We start from the raw sequence: 17,864 nt of genomic DNA on the forward strand, positions 1-17,864 counted from the left end.
TCAGCGCTTGGCGATGATGTACACCGCGTGCACGATCCCCGGGATATAACCGCACAACGTCAGCAGAATGTTCAGCCAGAACGCGCCGCCGAACCCGACCTGCAGAAACACACCCAGTGGCGGCAACAGAATGGCGATGATGATGCGGATAAAGTCCATGGGGCAGCTCCTGATTGGGGTTGGCTCACCTGAGCCATACAAGCTAATCGACCTGTGCCGTTCGTCAGGGTTCAGTGCAAACCGCAATCTCGCCATCTGATTGCCATTATCCGGCCACAAAAAAACGCCCCACGCCAAAAGAATCAGGCGTGGGGCGTGCGTTATACCGCGAGACGGTTCTTGAATTCGGGTGGGAAATTTCAGCTCAGACGGCAATCCCTTTGCGGCATTGCAGTTGCGCGGTGCGTACCCGGGAGAAGGCGCGGGCCAGACGCAGGAGCATTTCGTCGATGTTGGCCTTGCTGACGTTGAGCGCCGGGGTGAAGCGCAGGCAGTTGGCCTGTGGGGCGTTGAGCAGCAAGCCTTCATGCAGCGCGGCTTTGACGACGGCCTCGGCGGAGTCTTCCGACAGGGTCAGTCCCCAGAACAGTCCTTGCCCGCGCAACTCGCCGTGTTCATAACGATGGGCCAGACGGGCGAGCCCTTCGCGCAGATGCTGGCCGTTGTCCCGGATTTGTTCGAGGAATGCGCGGTCTTGCACGCTGTCGAGCACCACCAGCCCTGCGGCGGTCATCAGCGCGTTGCCGTGATGAGTGCCGCCCAACTCGCCGGAGTCGAAACAGCAGGCCTTGCCTCGCGCCAGCAGCGCCGCCAGCGGCACGCCACCACCGAGGCCCTTGCCGAGCACGACGATATCGGCGCGCACGCCGTAGGATTGTTCGGCGAGCAAGGTGCCGCAACGGCCGATGCCGGTCTGAACCTCATCGAGAATCAGCAGAATCCCCAACTCACGGCACAAGCGCTCGACACCCTTGAGGTAATGCTCGGTCGCTGGAATCACCCCGGCATCGCTCTGGATCGGTTCGAGCATGATTGCCACCGTCTGTGCATCGACTGCCGCATGCAGCGCTGGCAGGTCGTTGAACGGCACCAGATCGAAACCCGGCAGCAACGGTGCGAAGCGGTTGTGCAGGTTGCAACTGTCTGACGCCGAAATCGTCGCCAGACTACGCCCGTGACAGCCTTGTCTGGCGACAATGATCCGCGAGGCGCCACTGCGATGCAGCTGGCCCCATTTGCGCGCCAGTTTGATCGCCGCCTCACAGGCCTCACTGCCACTGTTGAGCAGATACGCCTGATCGCTGGAAGTACTGGCACACAGGCGCTCGGCGAGGCTGAGCATGCCGCGGTTGTGCAGATTGAAGCCGGGATTGATCAGAGCCTGGGCTTGATTGGCGATGGCCTTGACCAGCGCCGAAGGGCTGTGGCCGAGGCTGTTGGCGCCACCGGCCTGGGAAAAGTCCAGGTAGGCGCGATCATTGCTGTCCCATAGCCAGGAGCCCTGGCCGCGAACGAATACCTGTTGTGGGCGCTCGACGCTGGGCATGAGACGTTCGGCATTCAGGCCATCAGAAACGTCCGATTCCTGGGTTTCAAAAGCCAGGTCATCGAGGCTCGGCGTCTGGCGCCGCAAACCGAACAGATTCATTGAAAAAAACCTCGATCGAGGTTTTTTGAACTGCCTATGCAAACACTTTCAAAACAAACGCTGGTCATTGCGCTTTGCGGCCCTGTAAGCCTTGTGAATGCGGTTAGACTAGGCCTGTTCCTGCCTTCGAGCCATTTCGATTTCCCAGCATTTTCGATAAGTATTACTTATGGATTTCAAACAACTGCGTTATTTCGTCGCGGTCTACGAAGAAGGTCATGTCGGACGCGCCGCCGAGCGCCTGTCGATCTCTCAACCCGCGCTGTCCCAGCAGATTCGCCAGCTGGAGCAGAACCTCGACGTCACCCTGTTCGAGCGCAGCAGCAAACGCCTGTTGCCGACCCTCGCCGCCCACACCTTGTACAACCACGCCTTGCCACTGCTCGACGGCCTGCAGCGGGCGCGTGAGGCGCTGGGCAACTTCAAGGGTCAGGCACTGCGCACATTGGCGATCGGCGTGCTGCAAACCGTGCACACCAGCCTGGTGCCGCAAATGCTGGAGAGAGTGCGCAAGGCCCAGCCGCATCTGGTGGTGCAGATTTATGAACTGACGGGGCTTGAGATCGAGCGGCGACTGCTCAACGGCTCGCTGGACATTGGCATCAGCTATCTGCCGCCACGCCAGCCGGGGCTGCACGGCGTGATGTTGTACGAAGATGAACTGACACTGGTCATCCCGGCGGATCATCCGCTGCGGGAATTCAAGAAAGTCTCCATGAGTCAGGCCGCTGAATTGCCGATGTTGCTATTGGGTGAAGAATTTCAGATCCGCCAGATCTGGCAGGCGCAACTGGCCAGCCTCGGACGACGCCCGCAAGTGCAGGCCGAGTTGAACAATATGGTGGGGATTCTCGACAGCCTGCCGCATACCCGTCTGGCGACGGTGCTGCCTGGTCGTTCGCAAAAGGAGTACGACGATCAGGACCTGCTGTGGAAACCGTTGAGTGAGCCGCGCGTGCCGTTGAAGGTCGGGCTGGTGTGTCGCGATGTGCAGCGCCAGCAGGCGCCATTGGCCTTGCTGCGAACGTTGCTGGAAGAAGTGATGCAGCGTGAGGACAAACCGCTGAAAGGGGCACCGCCGCTGGACGCGTTGAGCTGAAAACTTTTCTGCGGGCATAAGAAAACCCCGCCGAAGCGGGGCTTTGCAGACTGTTTCCCTGACATCCATTTCACTCCGCCACCCTGGCAGAATCCTACGTGTCCGTGTTGTTGCTTTGCGCTTCCTGCGCGACGTCCATGGAAAGTAGATTAGCTCTGGATCCAATCTACGCCTATGGGAGAACAGCAGCACGTCATGTAAGAGATCGCTTACATGACGTTACATCATCAGAACTGCGCAGCGTCCAGCAGGAACAGCGACTCGCTGCCGGCCTTGACCGACGCGCTCAGCGAGTGAATCCGCGGCAGCAGACGGGCGAAATAGAACCGAGCCGTGCCGAGTTTGCTCGCATAGAAATCGTCCTGCGCTTCTTTGCCCAGCGATGCCTTGGCCATCAGTGCCCACATGTAGGCGTAAGCGGTGTAGCCGAACGCTTGCAGATACTCGACCGATGCCGCGCCGATTTCGTTCGGGTTGGTTTTCGCCCGGTCCAACAGCCACGAGGTCAGCTCGTCGAGAGTGTCGACAGCGTCATTCAGCGGCTTGGTGAACTCGCCCAGATCGGCACTGGCGGTCGCGGTGAAATGGCGGATCTCGTCGGCGAACAGTTTGTAGAACGCGCCGCCGCTGCCGACGATCTTGCGACCCACCAGGTCCAGCGCCTGAATGCCGTTGGTGCCTTCGTAGATCTGGGTGATGCGCACGTCACGCACCAGTTGCTCCTGACCCCACTCGCGGATGTAGCCGTGGCCGCCGAAGATCTGCTGGCCGTGGACGGTGGTTTCCAGACCCAGATCGGTCAGGAACGCCTTGGCCACTGGCGTCAGCAACGCCACCAGATCTTCCGCACGTTTACGGGTGGCGGCGTCTTCACTGAACTTGGCGGTATCGAGTTGCATCGCCACGTAAGTGGAGAACGCACGGCCGCCTTCGTTCGAGGCTTTCATGGTCAGCAACATGCGACGCACGTCCGGGTGAACGATGATCGGGTCGGCGACCTTGTCCTTGTTCTGCGCGCCAGTCGGCGAGCGGCTCTGCAGGCGGTCGCGGGCGTATTCGATGGCGTTCTGGTAGGAACGCTCGCCGGTGGCCAGGCCCTGAATGCCGACGCCCAGACGCTCGTAGTTCATCATGGTGAACATCGCGGCCAGGCCCTTGTTCGGCTCGCCGACCAGGTAACCCACCGCTTCGTCGAAGTTCATCACGCAAGTGGCGGACGCCTGGATGCCCATCTTGTGTTCGATCGAACCGCAGTTCGCCGGGTTGCGCGCGCCCAGGCTGCCATCGGCATTGACCATGAACTTCGGCACCAGGAACAGCGAAATGCCTTTCGGCCCCGCCGGTGCGTCCGGCAGTTTGGCCAGCACCAGGTGGATGATGTTTTCAGTCAGGTCGTGCTCACCGCCGGTGATGAAGATCTTGGTGCCGCTGACCTTGTAGGAACCGTCAGCCTGAGGCTCGGCCTTGGTACGGATGATGCCCAGGTCGGTGCCGGCATGCGGCTCGGTCAGACACATGGAGCCGGCCCAGACACCGGCGTACATGTTCGGCAGGTAAGCGGCTTTGAGCTCTTCGCTGGCGTGGGCATTGATCGACAGGCACGCGCCGGCGGTCAGCATCGGATACAGACCGAAGGACAGGCTGGCGGAGTTGACCATTTCTTCAACTTGAGCGGAAACAGCTTTTGGCATACCCATGCCGCCGTAAGCCGGATCACCACCAACACCGACCCAGCCGCCTTCGGCATAAGTCTGATAGGCCTGTGGGAAACCGGCCGGCGTGGTGACGGAACCGTCGGCCCAGTGGCAGCCTTCTTCGTCGGCCGCTCGGCTCAGGGGCGCGATGCTTTTGCTGGTGACCTTGCCGGCCTCTTCGAGAATGGCTTCGACAGTTTCCGCGTCCACGGTCTCGGCCAGGGCCGGCAGTTCGGCCCAGAGTTTGGCGACTTCGAACACTTCATTGAGGACGAAGCGCATATCGCGCAGCGGCGCTTTGTAGTCAGCCATGGCAAACCTCGCAAAGATCTAAACAGGTGATTCGTGGAAGGGTGTTTTCGTTGAGCTGGAGTGTAACCCAACAACTTTTGCGACACATAGGGTCAGGCGGTGACTGTTTTGTTATTTTTAGTCACTGACAATCAACCATAAAGAAGCCCGCAATCTGCGGGCTCTTTTGTTTAACAGTGGCGTGTTACAGGGAGAACAACTGGGCCGGCAGTTTCATCAGGCAATCGCTGCCCGCCTCGATCGCCGAACGATGCGCCGCGGTGCGCGGCAACAGACGCTTGAAGTAAAACTCGCACGTCGCCAGTTTGCCCTGGCAGAAATCGCCGTCCCCCTCGCCCGACTCCAGCTGCGCCTGGGCAACCAGCGCCATGCGCAGCCACAGGTAGCCGAGAACGATGTAACCGCTGTACATCAGGTAATCCGACGACGCGGCGCCGACTTCATCCGGGTTCTTCATCGCGGCCATACCGACCTTCATGGTCAGGTCGCCCCACTGCTGGTTGAGGCCATCAAGCTGCGCGACAAATTCACCCAGTTGCGCATGCCCGGCGTTGGCGGCGCAAAACTTGTGGACGATTTTGGTGAAGTTGCGCAGCAGCTTGCCTTGGCTCCCCAGCACTTTGCGCCCGAGCAGATCCAGTGCCTGAATGCCGTTGGTACCCTCGTAGATCGGTGCGATACGGCAATCGCGAACCAGCTGCTCCATGCCCCACTCGCGGATAAATCCGTGGCCACCGAACACCTGCATGCCGTGGTTGGTCACTTCCAGCCCGGTGTCGGTCATGAACGCCTTGCAGATCGGGGTCAGGAACGCCGACAGATCTTCGGCTTCCTGAAGCGCATCGGCGTCCGGGCTCAGGTGCGCGACATCGAGCATCTGCGCGGTGAAATAGGTTAACGCGCGGTTGCCTTCGTTGAAGGCTTTCATGGTCAGCAACATGCGCCGCACGTCCGGGTGGACGATGATCGGGTCGGCCGGTTTGTCCGGGGCCTTGGCGCCGGTCAGGGCACGCATCTGCAGGCGATCGTTGGCGTATTTGATTGCGCCCTGGAAACTCGCCTCGCCCAGACACAGGCCCTGCATTCCGGTGCCGAGGCGCGCGTGGTTCATCATGGTGAACATGCAGTTCAGGCCCTTGTTCGGCTCGCCGATCAGGAAGCCTTTGGCGTCGTCGAAGTTCAGCACGCAGGTGGCCGAGGCCTTGATGCCCATCTTGTGTTCGATCGAGCCGCAGGAAACACCGTTGCGCTCGCCCGCCTCACCGGATGTGTCCGGGAGAAATTTCGGCACGATGAACAGCGAAATCCCCTTGGTCCCGGCCGGTGCGTCCGGCAGTTTGGCCAACACCAGATGAATGATGTTGTCGCTCATGTCGTGCTCGCCGGCAGAGATGAAAATCTTGCTGCCGGTCACTGCATAACTGCCGTCGGCTTGGGGCACAGCACGGGTCTTGATGATGCCCAGGTCGGTGCCGCAGTGGGCTTCGGTCAGGCACATGGTGCCGGTCCACTGGCCGGCAGTGAGTTTGCGCAGGTAGGTGTCTTTCTGTTCTTCGGTGCCGTGGGCGTGGATCGCCGACATGGCGCCGTGGGTCAGGCCCGGGTACATGCCCCAGGAAGTGTTGCTGGAGGCGACCATTTCGCTGATCACCAGCCCCAGCGAACTTGGCAGGCCCTGGCCGCCGTAAGCCGGATCTGCCGCCAGACCGTGCCAGCCACCTTCCACGTATTGTGCGAAGGCTTGCTTGAAGCCTGTAGGCGTTGTCACCACGCCGTTGTCGAAATGGCAGCCCTCTTCGTCGCCGCTGCGATTGAGCGGTGCCAGAACGTTCTCACAGAACTTCGCGCCCTCGTCGAGGATCGCGTTGATCATGTCCGGGCTGGCGTCGTGGGCGCCGAGGGTCGCGTACTGAGTGTGGAAGTCAAAGACGTGGTCGATCAGAAAGCGCATGTCGCGCAGGGGAGCTTTGTACTCGGGCATGGTGGCTTCTCCTTCAGCAGATTGCTTCAACCTACTGCCGGCCACCCTGCCCCACAATCACTGTCCAGACGCTGAATGCGCCGTCATCACTCAACCTGCGGCGTTGTCCATGCGCACCGCGCCACGGCGGTTCTGCCCGAATGCCATCACACAGTTTCGCCCTGCACCCTTGGCGCTATAGAGCGCTTGGTCGGCGGATTTCAGCACTTCTTCCGGGGTGCGCTGTTCCAGGCGTTCGGCCACGCCGATGCTGACGGTGACCGACACGCTGGATGCGCCCGAACCCGAGCGACGCTGACGGCCCTGCTGATCGTCCTGCGGGCGACTTTCCTGATTTCGCAGCTGGATGTTGTAGGACGCAATCGACTCACGGATGACTTCCAGATGCGGCATGCACTCTTCAAGAGTCTTGCCCGCAAACACCAGGGCGAATTCCTCACCACCGTAGCGATACGCCCTACCGCCGCCGCTGATTTTGGACAGCTTGCTGGCGACCAGACGCAAGACCTGATCCCCAACGTCGTGGCCGTGGGTGTCGTTGAATTTCTTGAAATGATCGACGTCGCTCATTGCCAGCACATAGTTGCGACCCAGTCGCTGCATGCGCTCGTTGAGTGCGCGGCGGCCCGGCAGGCCTGTGAGTTCGTCGCGGAAGGCCATTTGATAAGCCTCATGCGCTACCGCTGCAGCAATCATCAGCATGACCTGGCTGCACATGATGTTCAGGGTGAACGGCAGGATGAAGGTTTTCGGCAGCATCCAGAACACCCCGAGCAACCCCACCAGTTGCGCCGCGTGCAGCGGACGCGGGTTGCGCCAGTATTGCCAGGCCAGCAACAGAAACGCCGAGATGAACACCGGATACGACAACTGGATCAGGCTCATCCATGCGCCATGCAGCGCCGGCCAGCGGATCTCGGAAAGCCACATCAGCAACGCCTGCGGATAACTTTGCTCAAGCCCCAGCGCCACGCTGCCAAATGCCAGCAGCACTGCGAAGCGCGCGACCATGTCCTGGAACAGGTGCGTGCGCTCCTGCCACGCGGCGAATAGTCCGAACAACAGCGGCAATAGCAGACAGACCAGGTGGAACACCACGGCCGCGTCTTCGCGAACCTTGCCGTTGTCGCGGTAATAGTCGGTCTGGGTGTCGAGCAGGAAGTAGGCGATGTACACCGTGACCATCAGAAACAGCTCGCGCTGGCGTCGGTAAACCGCACAGTACGAACCGCCCAACAGCAGCACCAAGGTCGGCAACACGTTAAACAGCGAGGTGAAGAACACGTTGAGGTCTTTGACGTACGCAGCCGCCAACCCCGCGAGCAACAACAGCAGTGAAGGTAGGAAATGACTGAAACGTACAGCGGAAGAACGCGGCAAGGGTAAAAGCTCCGACCCGTCATGGCAAAGAGATGGCATTGTGCCTGCAATGTGGCCAGTTAAGCACACACAATGTGATCCAGATCACAGGCTGTCTCTTTAACGGCCGAAATCTGCAGTTGCTGAGGGATTTAGTCAGGTTTTTTATGCAATGGTCGCTAGACGGCCACCATGGCCATCATCTTTGATGGCCATGGTGCGTTTTTCTGCTCAGAGATCGTTGTAGAACGGCTGCAATGGCCCCTCTGCCGCCGGCCGGCCTTCAGCACCGTAAGGCTTGAGATTGAGCGATGCGTCCATCGCCTGACGGGTCGTGACTTTCGGACTGGCCGGGCGCTGGGTCACGGCATTCTCGTCGCCGATATGGCCCTGCGGGATCACCAGCGATGGATGATCGAACGGTGCGCGTTCCCAGGCCACGCGCGGATCGGTCAGGCCGAACTCCATGAATTTCACCAGCGCGTCGATTTCATCGGGCGTCAGGTTCAGCGCCGTCATGTCCGGATCGAGGTTGGAAGTGTTGTGCTGGTTCACCGCCGGATGCTCGAAGCCGCTGGTGTTGTTGGCGTCTTCGCCGCGCCGGTCACCGCCACGGTTGTAGAACTCCATCACCTGTTTAAGCGTCGAGCGGCTGCCGTTGTGGAAATACGGGCCGGTCAGGGCGATGTTGCGCAGGGTCGGCGTCTTGAACGCGCCATCGACCGAATCGCGGAAACCGACATTCGGCTTGAGCGTGGCATCGCACGGATTCGCCGCGCTCAGCGGAGCCTCGAACGTGCAGACATCGACGTCCAGCGGATCCACCGAACGGCCGCCCTGCAACACGGTGTTGTACTGACGGGTGAACGACCATGGATTGCCCCACGCATCCGCACCGCCGAGGGCCAGGTCTTCCGAAGTCGGACGCACACCGGTGTTGTAGAAGCCGTTGTCGTAAAGGGTGGTCAGGTTGTCGGCCATCACCATGCGTTCGATGCGTTCGCGCGGATGCATCAGCAGGCGGCTGGCGGCGTTGGTCAACTCCGGCCCGCCGTGGCAATTGACGCATTTGCCCTTGCCGAGAAACAGGTTCATGCCCTCGACCTGTTGCGCGTTCATCGCGGTGTGATCGCCCTGCAGGTAGGCATCGATCGGCGCCTGATCGGACACCAGCGTCGCCTCATACATCTGGATCGCCAGACCGAAGAACAGCGGGAAGTTGGCCTCCATCTGGGTATACGGCGCGCCGCCCACCAGAACGTTTTGCGTGGCGTTCCACAGCCGGGGCTGGAAGGCGTTCTTGATCAGCTCGCGGTAGGTTGGCCGCCGCGCGCCGGATACCGGAGCCAGCACCGAGTCGGTAGACGAAATTCGTTGCTGCTTGAGCATCAACGTGTCGAGCATCCTGCGACCGATGTCGGCAAAGGTACGGCCACCGCAGGACATTTCCACCGGGCTGCCGGGCGGGCCGACGGCTTGCGAGGCGGCAGACGCATCGTTGAGCGCCAGCCGCACTTTGGTGGCGACCGTACTGCGTTCGCTGGTCACGTAGATCCCGGCATCCGGATCGCGATTGCCGAACGGCGAGAAACCGTTGAAGACGTTATTGGCCCGACCGTCCCAGAAGTTGCGCACGTTGAACGCGGCATTGATTACCGACGGCGCGTTGCGCCCGGTGCTGCGACGCACGTTGATGCCACCGACCTGGAAAATACCGTCCGGCTGCTGAGTACATTTGTCGAAACGCGCCTGATTGGGTTTGACGAAGTTGGCGTCGAACACGCCTTGCGAGCCGACCACATCGTCCGTCGAGTACACGATGGGCGAGTTGCGCTCCAGCGGATTGCTCAGCACGTGGGTCGGGAAGTCAGTTTTCTTCAGCGTGTAGTTCGGGCCGCCCTTGCCTCCGGACAACGTCGCGTAGGACGCCACATCACCGGGAATGTCCGAGGCTACAAACGGCTTGTTGAAGATCGACGCGACATTGGCGTTGGTATGGGCCTGGCCGGGGTTGAGCTGGTTGGTGATGCGGTGGTCGACGCCGGCGTGGTAGTGGCAGGAAGCGCATGCCGTGGAGCCGTCGCTGCCGATCTCCATGTCCCAGAACAACGCCTTGCCCAGCAAAATCGCAGCCTGGCGATTGAGCACGTAGTCGGTCATCAAGTCGACCTTTCGACCTCCTTCTGTCCCGGACGGATCGGGGGGCACCATCCCGCGCAACGATTGCAGCGAGGGAACCTCCGGCACGGGAGGATCGACTTCGGCGGGGTCGGCGGCCCATGCGCTTTGGACTGATAGCGCAACAGGTAACCAGAAGGTCAAACGAGCGAGTCGACTGATGTTCATAGGCTTCACCCTGACTGTTGTTGTTAAGTGCCGGGCGTCTTGCTTCTTTGAGCAGGCAGTTCTGGTTAGCACCGGTAAATCGGGCAGTGCAATTAATTGGCCACTCTTCTGGAAACATCTTGAATCAATAAGCACAGCGGTTCAGCTGAGCGGAGCTGTCATCAATGCTGGGGAATCAGCCCCGGGATTGGGGAAATCCGGGCACAAAAAAACCGCTGCCCCCGAAGGAGCAGCGGTTTTTTGAAAGACTGCGTTAAGGCTTAGTAGCCCAGTGCGAAGTCTTCTTCTTTCATATCCATCAGGTTGTTGGCGCCCGACAGCATGGTGGCCACGTGCGTACGGGTACGCGGCAGGATGCGCTGGAAGTAGAAGCGCGCGGTTTGCAGCTTGGCGGTGTAGAACGCCTCGTCGGTGGTGCCGGCAGCCAGTTTTTCAGCGGCCAGACGCGCCATGTCAGCCCAGAAGTAGGCCAGGCAGGCGTAACCGGAGTACATCAGGTAGTCCACGGAGGCCGCGCCGACTTCTTCGCGATCTTTCATGGCGGCCATACCGACCTTCATGGTCAGTTCGCCCCACTCTTTGTTCAGTGCAGCCAACGGTGCGACAAATTCTTTGACGGCTTCGTTGCCTTCGTTGTTCTGGCAGAACTTGTGGACGATCTTGGTGAAGCCTTTCAGAGCCTCGCCTTGAGTCATCAGCACTTTACGGCCCAGCAGGTCGAGTGCCTGGATACCGGTGGTGCCTTCGTACAGCATCGAGATGCGGCTGTCGCGAACGTTCTGCTCCATGCCCCACTCGGCGATGAAGCCGTGGCCGCCGTAGATCTGTACGCCGTGGTTGGCGGATTCGAAACCGACTTCGGTCATGAACGCTTTGGCGATCGGAGTCATGAAGGCCAGCAGTGCGTCGGCTTTCTTCTTCTCTTCTTCGTCCACGCCGTATTTGACGATGTCGACCTGCTTGGCGGTGAAGTACACCATCGCACGGTTGCCTTCGGCGAATGCCTTCATGGTCAACAGCATGCGGCGTACGTCTGGGTGAACGATGATCGGGTCAGCGGCCTTGTCCGGCGCTTTCGGGCCAGTCAGGGAACGCATTTGCAGGCGATCGCGAGCGTATTTCAGGCCGCCCTGGAAGCCGATTTCGGCGTGGGCCAGACCTTGCAGCGCGGTACCCAGACGTGCGGTGTTCATGAAGGTGAACATGCAGTTCAGGCCTTTGTTCGCCGGGCCGATCAGGAAACCGGTCGCGCCGTCGAAGTTCATCACGCAGGTCGCGTTGCCGTGGATGCCCATCTTGTGTTCGATCGAACCACAGGTCACGGCGTTGCGTGCACCAACAGTACCGTCAGCGTTTGGCATGAACTTCGGAACGATGAACAGGGAAATGCCTTTGGTGCCGGCCGGTGCGTCCGGCAGGCGGGCCAGCACGATGTGGACGATGTTGTCGGCCATGTCGTGTTCACCGGCCGAGATGAAGATCTTGGTGCCGGAAACTTTGTAGGAACCGTCGGCCTGAGGTTCGGCCTTGGTGCGCAGCATGCCCAGGTCGGTGCCGCAGTGCGGCTCGGTCAGGCACATGGTGCCGGTCCACTCACCGGAGACCAGTTTGGTCAGATAGGCTTCTTGCTGTTCTGGGGTGCCGTGCTCGGAGATGGTGTTCATCGCGCCGTGCGACAGGCCCGGGTACATGCCCCAGGACCAGTTGGCTTCGCCGACCATTTCGCTGACTGCCAGACCCAGCGACTCAGGCAGGCCTTGACCGCCGTGCTCGACGTCATGGGCCAGGCTTGGCCAGCCGCCTTCGACGAATTGCTTGTAGGCCTCTTTGAAGCCGGTCGGGGTTTTCACGCCGGACTCGCTCCAGGTGCAGCCTTCGGTGTCACCCACGCGGTTCAGCGGTGCCAGCACCTGCTCACAAAACTTGGCGCCCTCTTCGAGAATGGCGTCAACCATGTCCGGCGTTGCCTCTGCACACGCTGGAAGGCTCTGATAGTGCGCTTCGTAGCCGAGCAGTTCGTCACGAACGAAGCGAATATCACGCAAGGGGGCCTTGTAGTCAGGCATAGCGATAAACCTCTGCTGATGTAACCGGGAATGAACGACCGCGTTGATTTGTTGTGACGGTCAAACAGTTGTTTGAAACATACGTTTACGCCGAAATCTTGTCAAGCGTCGTTCTTTTGCCATTCGTCATCACATTTTCCGAACGCCGGACACAGCAACACGACATACGCCCGACCGAGCCATGTGCACTGAAAAAAGATTAGTTGAGGGAGAAGGACTTACAACGAAAAACGCCGCGAACAGTCGCGGCGTCTGGCAAAGCGCAGATCAAAAAATCAGGCAAACGTATCGATGATCGTACCGAGCATTTCATCGGATGCCTTGGCGACTTTCACACCCAGTTCCGCCTGAAACTTGCCTTGAGCCATCTCGACCATGTTGCTCGACAGGTCCGATTGCTGGGCGCGATCCACGGAACGCAGACGATCGACCTGTACTTCCGAAGACTGGCTGGTAACCGAACGCTCGATGGTGCTGCTGGCGATCTGGCTGGCGGCCTGATCGACGCGGTTCTGCCCGGTCTGAATGGTGCTCAGACCTGCATAAAAAGCTGTGTTTCCGGAGATTTCCATGGGAGCTCTCATCCTTGGGAAGGATCAATGGGTGCCATTGAACCAGAGGCATCAGAAAAACACCCGTCAAAAACACTAATGGCACAGTGCCTTGTCATAGCCAAAATCAGTCGAGCAGATCCAGTTGCAAGTGATCGGCGACCGCTTCGGCGCTGACCGCCTTGAGTTTCGGCACCCGCCCCAGGCACGGCGCCGGAATCCGCTCGGCCAGTGTCGCCAGGTTTTCCTCCAGCCGCGACGTCTTCGGATCAATGATATTCGCCACCCATCCCGCCAGTTGCAGCCCGTCCCGGGCAATCGCCTCGGCCGTCAGCAACGCATGGCTGATGCAACCCAGACGCACGCCGACCACCAGAATCACAGGCAGCTTCAGCGCAATCGCCAGATCCGACAGATTGTCCTGATCCGCCAACGGCACCCGCCAGCCGCCCGCGCCTTCGATCAGCGTGAAGTCGGCATTCATGGCCAGAATCTCGCGCATCGGCGCCAGCAACGATTGCACGGTCAGCGCCACACCCGCCTCGCGCGCTGCCAGATGCGGCGCGATCGCCGGCTCGAACGCCACCGGGTTGACCTGTTGATACGTCAGCGGCAACGAGCATTCGGCCTGCAACGCCAGCGCATCGGAATTGCGCAAACCTCTGGGCGTCACCACACAACCGGACGCCACCGGTTTGCCCGCCGCCGTACTCAGCCCCGCCGACCGCGCAGCGTGCAGCAACCCGGCGGCGACGGTGGTCTTGCCAACGTCAGTGTCGGTTCCGGTGATGAAATAGGCTGCGCTCATAAGGGTTTCTCCAACACGGCGTAGACCACCTGATAAGTCGCCGGCAAGCCCTGCGGCTGACGGAACTGCTCATAGGCTTCGACCAGCCCCAGAATCCGCGCCCGACCGGTCAATCCGCCCGGCCGGCCGGGGTTCAGGTTATGCGCACCCAGGGCCTTGAGTTCATGGGTCAGGCTGCGCACATCCGGGTAATGCAGCACATGCGGCCGGTTCTCCAGACAAACACTGCGCAAACCACTGGCCGCGCACAATTGCTCGTAGCGGGCGAACTCGCGGAAGCGGTTGACGTGCACCAGACCATCGACCTGACGCCAGCTGTCGCGCAATTCGTACAGCGTCCCTGCACAAAGACTAGCAAACGCGAAAATCCCCCCCGGTTTCAGCACCCGAAACGCTTCGCCGAGCACAGCTTCAAAGTCCGCGCACCACTGCACGGCGAGGCTGGAGAAGATCAGATCACACGTAGAATCCTGCAACGGTAAACGTTCGGCATCGCCAGCAATGAAGTGCGTGGCCCCGCCCAACGGCCGCGCGTGATTGAGCATGCCCTCAGCGATATCCAGCGCCAGCCCCTCACCAAATCGCTCGGCCAGTGCCCGAGTGAAATACCCGGTGCCGCAACCCAGATCCAGCCAGCGTGCCGGCCGAAAATCCGCCGGCAAGCGATTCATCAACTGCGTACCGACATCACGCTGCAACTCGGCGACGCTGTCATAGCTGGCCGCTGCACGAGAAAAAGAAGCCGCGACCTGGCGCTTGTCAGGCAAGCCGCCGGGCAACGCCGCAACAGACAAATCAGTCATCACCGCACTCACTTAAAAACGCCTGGATCGCACCCGCTACACCGTGGGGATCTTCCAGAAGAAACGCATGGCTGGCCTGCTCGATCAGACCGACCTCGACATCTGCCAGCAACGCGAACAGCTCACCCGCGGCCTCCGCCGGCACCAACCCGTCCAGCCCGCCGAACAGATGCAATTGCGGGCCACGAAACGCCTGCAAGGCTTCGCGCGTATCGATCTGCGCCAACAATTCCAGACCGGCCATCAACGCGGCCGGCGAGGTATTCGGCGCGCCGCCGAGCAACAGCCGCGACAAGCCGCGCGCGTCTTGCGCGCCCTGGGCGCACAGCAGAGAGAATCGTTTGAGGGTCGTGCGCGGATCGACGCTGCAGCCGGCCAGAAACGCATCGAAGGTCTCGCCGGGCATCGCGCTCGGCCACTGTTCATGGGCGACAAACGAAGGATTGCTCGCCAGGGTCAGCAAGCCGCAGCAATGTTCGCCACGCCGCGCCGCCAGCTCGGACGCGAGCATGCCTCCCAGTGACCAGCCACCGAGCCAGGTATCTTCGGAGATGCGCTCATCGAGCTCGTCGAGCCAGTCTTGCAGATCGCTGGAGTCCAGCTCCGGCAACGGCTCGATGTCGACCTGCAGGTGTTCGTCGAGTCCGCGCAACGCAGCGACCAGCGGCTCCAGCGGCGAAACGCCGAGGCCCCAACCCGGTAGCAGAATCAGGCGATCACGCATGGCTTGGCTCCGACTTGAGTTGCGCAAAGCAATCGGCCAGTCCTTCTAACAATAGCTGCACCTGCGCCTCGCTGTGGGCAGCGGTCAGCGTCACCCGCAACCGCGCGCTGCCGGCAGGCACGGTCGGCGGGCGGATCGCGGTGACCATCAGCCCACGCTCGCGCAGCATCTGCGACAGACGCACAGCGCGACCGGCATCGCCGATCAGGATCGGCTGAATCGGCGTGAAGCTGTCCATCAGTTCCAGACCTATCTGCTCGGCGCCATAGCGGAACTGGCGGATCAGCGTTTGCAGATGCTCTCGACGCCAGTGCTCGCTGCGCAGCAGTTCGAGGCTCTTCAAGGTCGCGCAGGCCAGCGCCGGCGGCTGGCTGGTGGTGTAGATGTACGGACGGGCGAACTGGATAAGGCTTTCGATCAGCTCCTCACTGCCGGCGACGAACGCACCCGCCGTACCGAACGCTTTGCCGAGCGTGCCGACCAGCACCGGCACATCCTCCTGGCTCAAACCGAAATGCTCGACGATTCCGCCACCGTTTGTCCCCAGCGGACCGAAACCGTGAGCGTCGTCAACCATCAGCCACGCACCTTTGGCCTTGGTTTCCCGGGCCAGCGCCGGCAGATCGGCGAGGTCGCCGTCCATGCTGAACACGCCGTCAGTGACCACCAGCGTATTGCCGGTGGCTTTCTCCAGACGCTTGGCGAGGCTGTCGGCGTCGTTGTGCAGATAACGATTGAAGCGCGCGCCGGACAACAATCCGGCATCCAGCAAAGACGCATGGTTGAGCCGGTCTTCCAGCACCGTATCGCCCTGCCCGACCAATGCGGTGACCGCGCCAAGGTTGGCCATGTAACCGGTGGTGAACAACAGCGCACGCGGCCGTCCGGTGAGATCCGCCAAAGCCTCTTCAAGCGCGTGATGCGGGCCGCTGTGGCCGATCACCAGATGCGAGGCACCGCCGCCGACGCCCCACTTCGACGCACCGGCGCGCCAGGCTTCGATCACTTGCGGATGATTGGCCAGGCCCAGGTAATCGTTGTTGCAGAACGCCAGCAACGGCTGACCGTCGACCACCACTTGCGGCCCTTGTGGGCTTTCAAGCAGCGGTCGCTGGCGATAGAGATTGTCGGCACGACGGGCAGCAAGGCGTGCGGCGAGATCGAAAGACATGCAAGCCTCGAACAGTCAAATCACATGAATCAGGATGGACACCGACCTTGTGGGAGCTGGCTTGCCAGCGATGGCGGCGCCACATTCAACATCAGTGTCGACTGTCAGTCCGCTATCGCTGGCAAGCCAGCTCCCACAGGGGAGTGTTCCTTCAGCAAATCGGGGCGAGTTTCAGACCGCCGCGTTGTAGAACTGCTCGCTGCTCTTCTGCTCCACCAGCGCCTGCTCGATGGCGGCCTGGTGGACTTCGTCGGCATGCTCTTCGCGGGCTTCCGGCTGAATGCCCAGACGTGCGAACAGCTGCATGTCCTTGTCGGCCTGCGGGTTGGCGGTGGTCAGCAGTTTGTCGCCGTAGAAGATCGAGTTGGCGCCGGCGAAGAACGCCAGGGCCTGCATCTGCTCGTTCATCGCTTCGCGGCCGGCAGACAGGCGCACGTGGGATTGCGGCATGAGGATGCGCGCCACGGCGAGCATGCGGATGAAGTCGAACGGATCGACGTCGTCGGCATTTTCCAGCGGCGTACCGGCGACTTTCACCAGCATGTTGATCGGCACCGACTCCGGATGCTCCGGCAGGTTGGCCAGCTGGATCAGCAGGTTGGCGCGGTCATCGAGGGACTCGCCCATGCCGAGGATGCCGCCGGAGCAGATCTTCATCCCCGCGTCGCGCACGTACGCCAGGGTCTGCAGACGCTCGGCATAGGTGCGGGTGGTGATGATGCTGCCGTAGAACTCCGGCGAGGTGTCGAGGTTGTGGTTGTAGTAGTCGAGCCCGGCCTTGGCCAGCGCTTCGGTCTGATCCTGATCGAGACGACCGAGGGTCATGCAGGTTTCCAGGCCCATGGCCTTCACGCCTTCGACCATCTTCAGCACGTACGGCATGTCCTTGGCCGACGGGTGCTTCCACGCCGCGCCCATGCAGAAACGGGTCGAACCGATGGCCTTGGCGCGGGCAGCCTCTTCGAGGACCTTCTGCACTTCCATCAGCTTTTCTTTTTCCAGCCCGGTGTTGTAGTGACCGGACTGCGGACAATATTTGCAATCTTCCGGGCAGGCACCGGTCTTGATCGACAGCAGGGTGGAAACCTGGACGCGGTTGGCGTCGAAATGCGCGCGGTGCACCGTCTGCGCCTGGAACAGCAAGTCGTTGAATGGCTGAACGAAGAGTGCTTTGACTTCGGCCAAAGTCCAGTCGTGACGCAGGGTGGCAGTGGTGCTGGCGCTCATGGGCGTTTCCTTGGTTATGCTTGGCTGGCGCCTGGGGAAACGGAATACCCACAGGCACGACACGGATGTTCGGCA

General features: G+C 61.0%; 14 protein-coding genes. 1 reads left to right on the forward strand and 13 read right to left on the reverse strand.

Going from position 1 to position 17,864, the window contains the following annotated elements; translation table 11 throughout:
* Both C1X29_RS17855 and C1X29_RS17860 read right to left on the reverse strand, forming a co-directional pair.
* Positions 1–159, reverse strand: coding sequence for a YqaE/Pmp3 family membrane protein (locus C1X29_RS17855; protein ID WP_003228885.1), 159 nt, complete (start codon positions 157–159; stop codon positions 1–3).
* 205 nt (positions 160–364) lie between these two features.
* Positions 365–1,648, reverse strand: coding sequence for an aspartate aminotransferase family protein (locus C1X29_RS17860; RefSeq protein ID WP_102718008.1), 1,284 nt, complete (start codon positions 1,646–1,648; stop codon positions 365–367).
* A gap of 169 nt (positions 1,649–1,817) precedes the next feature.
* Here C1X29_RS17860 and C1X29_RS17865 point away from each other — a divergent pair, with 169 nt between their 5' ends.
* Positions 1,818–2,747, forward strand: a complete 930-nt coding sequence (locus C1X29_RS17865; RefSeq protein ID WP_085746606.1) for a LysR family transcriptional regulator — start codon at positions 1,818–1,820, stop codon at positions 2,745–2,747.
* 227 nt (positions 2,748–2,974) lie between these two features.
* Here the strand turns inward: C1X29_RS17865 and C1X29_RS17870 are convergent, their stop codons facing one another.
* The 11 genes from C1X29_RS17870 to bioB all read right to left on the reverse strand — a co-directional run bounded on the left by C1X29_RS17870 (position 2,975) and on the right by bioB (position 17,789).
* Positions 2,975–4,753 (reverse strand): acyl-CoA dehydrogenase C-terminal domain-containing protein, encoded by a 1,779-nt coding sequence (locus C1X29_RS17870; RefSeq protein WP_102718009.1) that lies wholly within the window; start codon positions 4,751–4,753, stop codon positions 2,975–2,977.
* Between the two features lie 184 nt (positions 4,754–4,937).
* Positions 4,938–6,734: an acyl-CoA dehydrogenase C-terminal domain-containing protein gene (locus C1X29_RS17875; protein ID WP_102718010.1), complete on the reverse strand. Its 1,797-nt coding sequence runs from the start codon at positions 6,732–6,734 to the stop codon at positions 4,938–4,940.
* 90 nt (positions 6,735–6,824) lie between these two features.
* Positions 6,825–8,114, reverse strand: a complete 1,290-nt coding sequence (locus C1X29_RS17880; RefSeq protein ID WP_007959861.1) for a GGDEF domain-containing protein — start codon at positions 8,112–8,114, stop codon at positions 6,825–6,827.
* A 210-nt stretch (positions 8,115–8,324) separates the two neighbouring features.
* The gene (locus C1X29_RS17885) at positions 8,325–10,439 is read right to left on the reverse strand and encodes a cytochrome-c peroxidase (protein ID WP_102718011.1); all 2,115 of its coding nucleotides are present in this window, start codon (positions 10,437–10,439) and stop codon (positions 8,325–8,327) included.
* A gap of 260 nt (positions 10,440–10,699) precedes the next feature.
* Entirely contained in the window at positions 10,700–12,505 is a 1,806-nt protein-coding gene (locus tag C1X29_RS17890; protein ID WP_102685701.1) for a phenylacyl-CoA dehydrogenase, read from the reverse strand.
* A gap of 275 nt (positions 12,506–12,780) precedes the next feature.
* Positions 12,781–13,077 (reverse strand): pyrroloquinoline quinone biosynthesis protein PqqE, encoded by a 297-nt coding sequence (locus C1X29_RS17895; RefSeq protein WP_085612954.1) that lies wholly within the window; start codon positions 13,075–13,077, stop codon positions 12,781–12,783.
* A gap of 106 nt (positions 13,078–13,183) precedes the next feature.
* The gene (gene bioD, locus C1X29_RS17900; protein WP_007959854.1) at positions 13,184–13,864 is read right to left on the reverse strand and encodes a dethiobiotin synthase; all 681 of its coding nucleotides are present in this window, start codon (positions 13,862–13,864) and stop codon (positions 13,184–13,186) included.
* A complete protein-coding gene (gene bioC, locus C1X29_RS17905; RefSeq protein WP_102685702.1) occupies positions 13,861–14,667 on the reverse strand; it encodes a malonyl-ACP O-methyltransferase BioC in 807 nt (268 codons plus the stop codon). Before bioC ends, bioD begins: the two co-directional genes overlap by 4 nt.
* The gene (locus C1X29_RS17910) at positions 14,660–15,391 is read right to left on the reverse strand and encodes an alpha/beta fold hydrolase (protein ID WP_102685703.1); all 732 of its coding nucleotides are present in this window, start codon (positions 15,389–15,391) and stop codon (positions 14,660–14,662) included. The genes bioC and C1X29_RS17910 overlap by 8 nt, the downstream gene beginning before the upstream one ends.
* Entirely contained in the window at positions 15,384–16,562 is a 1,179-nt protein-coding gene (bioF, locus tag C1X29_RS17915; protein WP_102685704.1) for an 8-amino-7-oxononanoate synthase, read from the reverse strand. The genes C1X29_RS17910 and bioF overlap by 8 nt, the downstream gene beginning before the upstream one ends.
* A 171-nt stretch (positions 16,563–16,733) precedes the next feature.
* A complete protein-coding gene (gene bioB, locus C1X29_RS17920; protein WP_011336244.1) occupies positions 16,734–17,789 on the reverse strand; it encodes a biotin synthase BioB in 1,056 nt (351 codons plus the stop codon).
* Positions 17,790–17,864 lie beyond the last annotated feature (75 nt).

Source organism: Pseudomonas sp. GW456-12-10-14-LB2, assembly GCF_002884345.1.
GTDB classification, from domain to species: domain Bacteria; phylum Pseudomonadota; class Gammaproteobacteria; order Pseudomonadales; family Pseudomonadaceae; genus Aquipseudomonas; species Aquipseudomonas paraglycinae.

Excerpts from the sequence above, each read along its gene's own strand:
- C1X29_RS17910 (WP_102685703.1), bottom strand. The coding sequence starts at position 15,391 with ATGCGTGATCGCCTGATTCTGCTACCGGGTTGGGGCCTCGGCGTTTCG.
- C1X29_RS17875 (WP_102718010.1), bottom strand. The coding sequence starts at position 6,734 with ATGCCCGAGTACAAAGCTCCCCTGCGCGACATGCGCTTTCTGATCGAC.
- C1X29_RS17885 (WP_102718011.1), bottom strand. The coding sequence starts at position 10,439 with ATGAACATCAGTCGACTCGCTCGTTTGACCTTCTGGTTACCTGTTGCG.
- C1X29_RS17855 (WP_003228885.1), bottom strand. The coding sequence starts at position 159 with ATGGACTTTATCCGCATCATCATCGCCATTCTGTTGCCGCCACTGGGT.
- C1X29_RS17870 (WP_102718009.1), bottom strand. The coding sequence starts at position 4,753 with ATGGCTGACTACAAAGCGCCGCTGCGCGATATGCGCTTCGTCCTCAAT.
- bioD (WP_007959854.1), bottom strand. The coding sequence starts at position 13,864 with ATGAGCGCAGCCTATTTCATCACCGGAACCGACACTGACGTTGGCAAG.
- C1X29_RS17860 (WP_102718008.1), bottom strand. The coding sequence starts at position 1,648 with ATGAATCTGTTCGGTTTGCGGCGCCAGACGCCGAGCCTCGATGACCTG.
- bioB (WP_011336244.1), bottom strand. The coding sequence starts at position 17,789 with ATGAGCGCCAGCACCACTGCCACCCTGCGTCACGACTGGACTTTGGCC.
- C1X29_RS17895 (WP_085612954.1), bottom strand. The coding sequence starts at position 13,077 with ATGGAAATCTCCGGAAACACAGCTTTTTATGCAGGTCTGAGCACCATT.
- bioF (WP_102685704.1), bottom strand. The coding sequence starts at position 16,562 with ATGTCTTTCGATCTCGCCGCACGCCTTGCTGCCCGTCGTGCCGACAAT.
- bioC (WP_102685702.1), bottom strand. The coding sequence starts at position 14,667 with ATGACTGATTTGTCTGTTGCGGCGTTGCCCGGCGGCTTGCCTGACAAG.
- C1X29_RS17890 (WP_102685701.1), bottom strand. The coding sequence starts at position 12,505 with ATGCCTGACTACAAGGCCCCCTTGCGTGATATTCGCTTCGTTCGTGAC.
- C1X29_RS17865 (WP_085746606.1), top strand. The coding sequence starts at position 1,818 with ATGGATTTCAAACAACTGCGTTATTTCGTCGCGGTCTACGAAGAAGGT.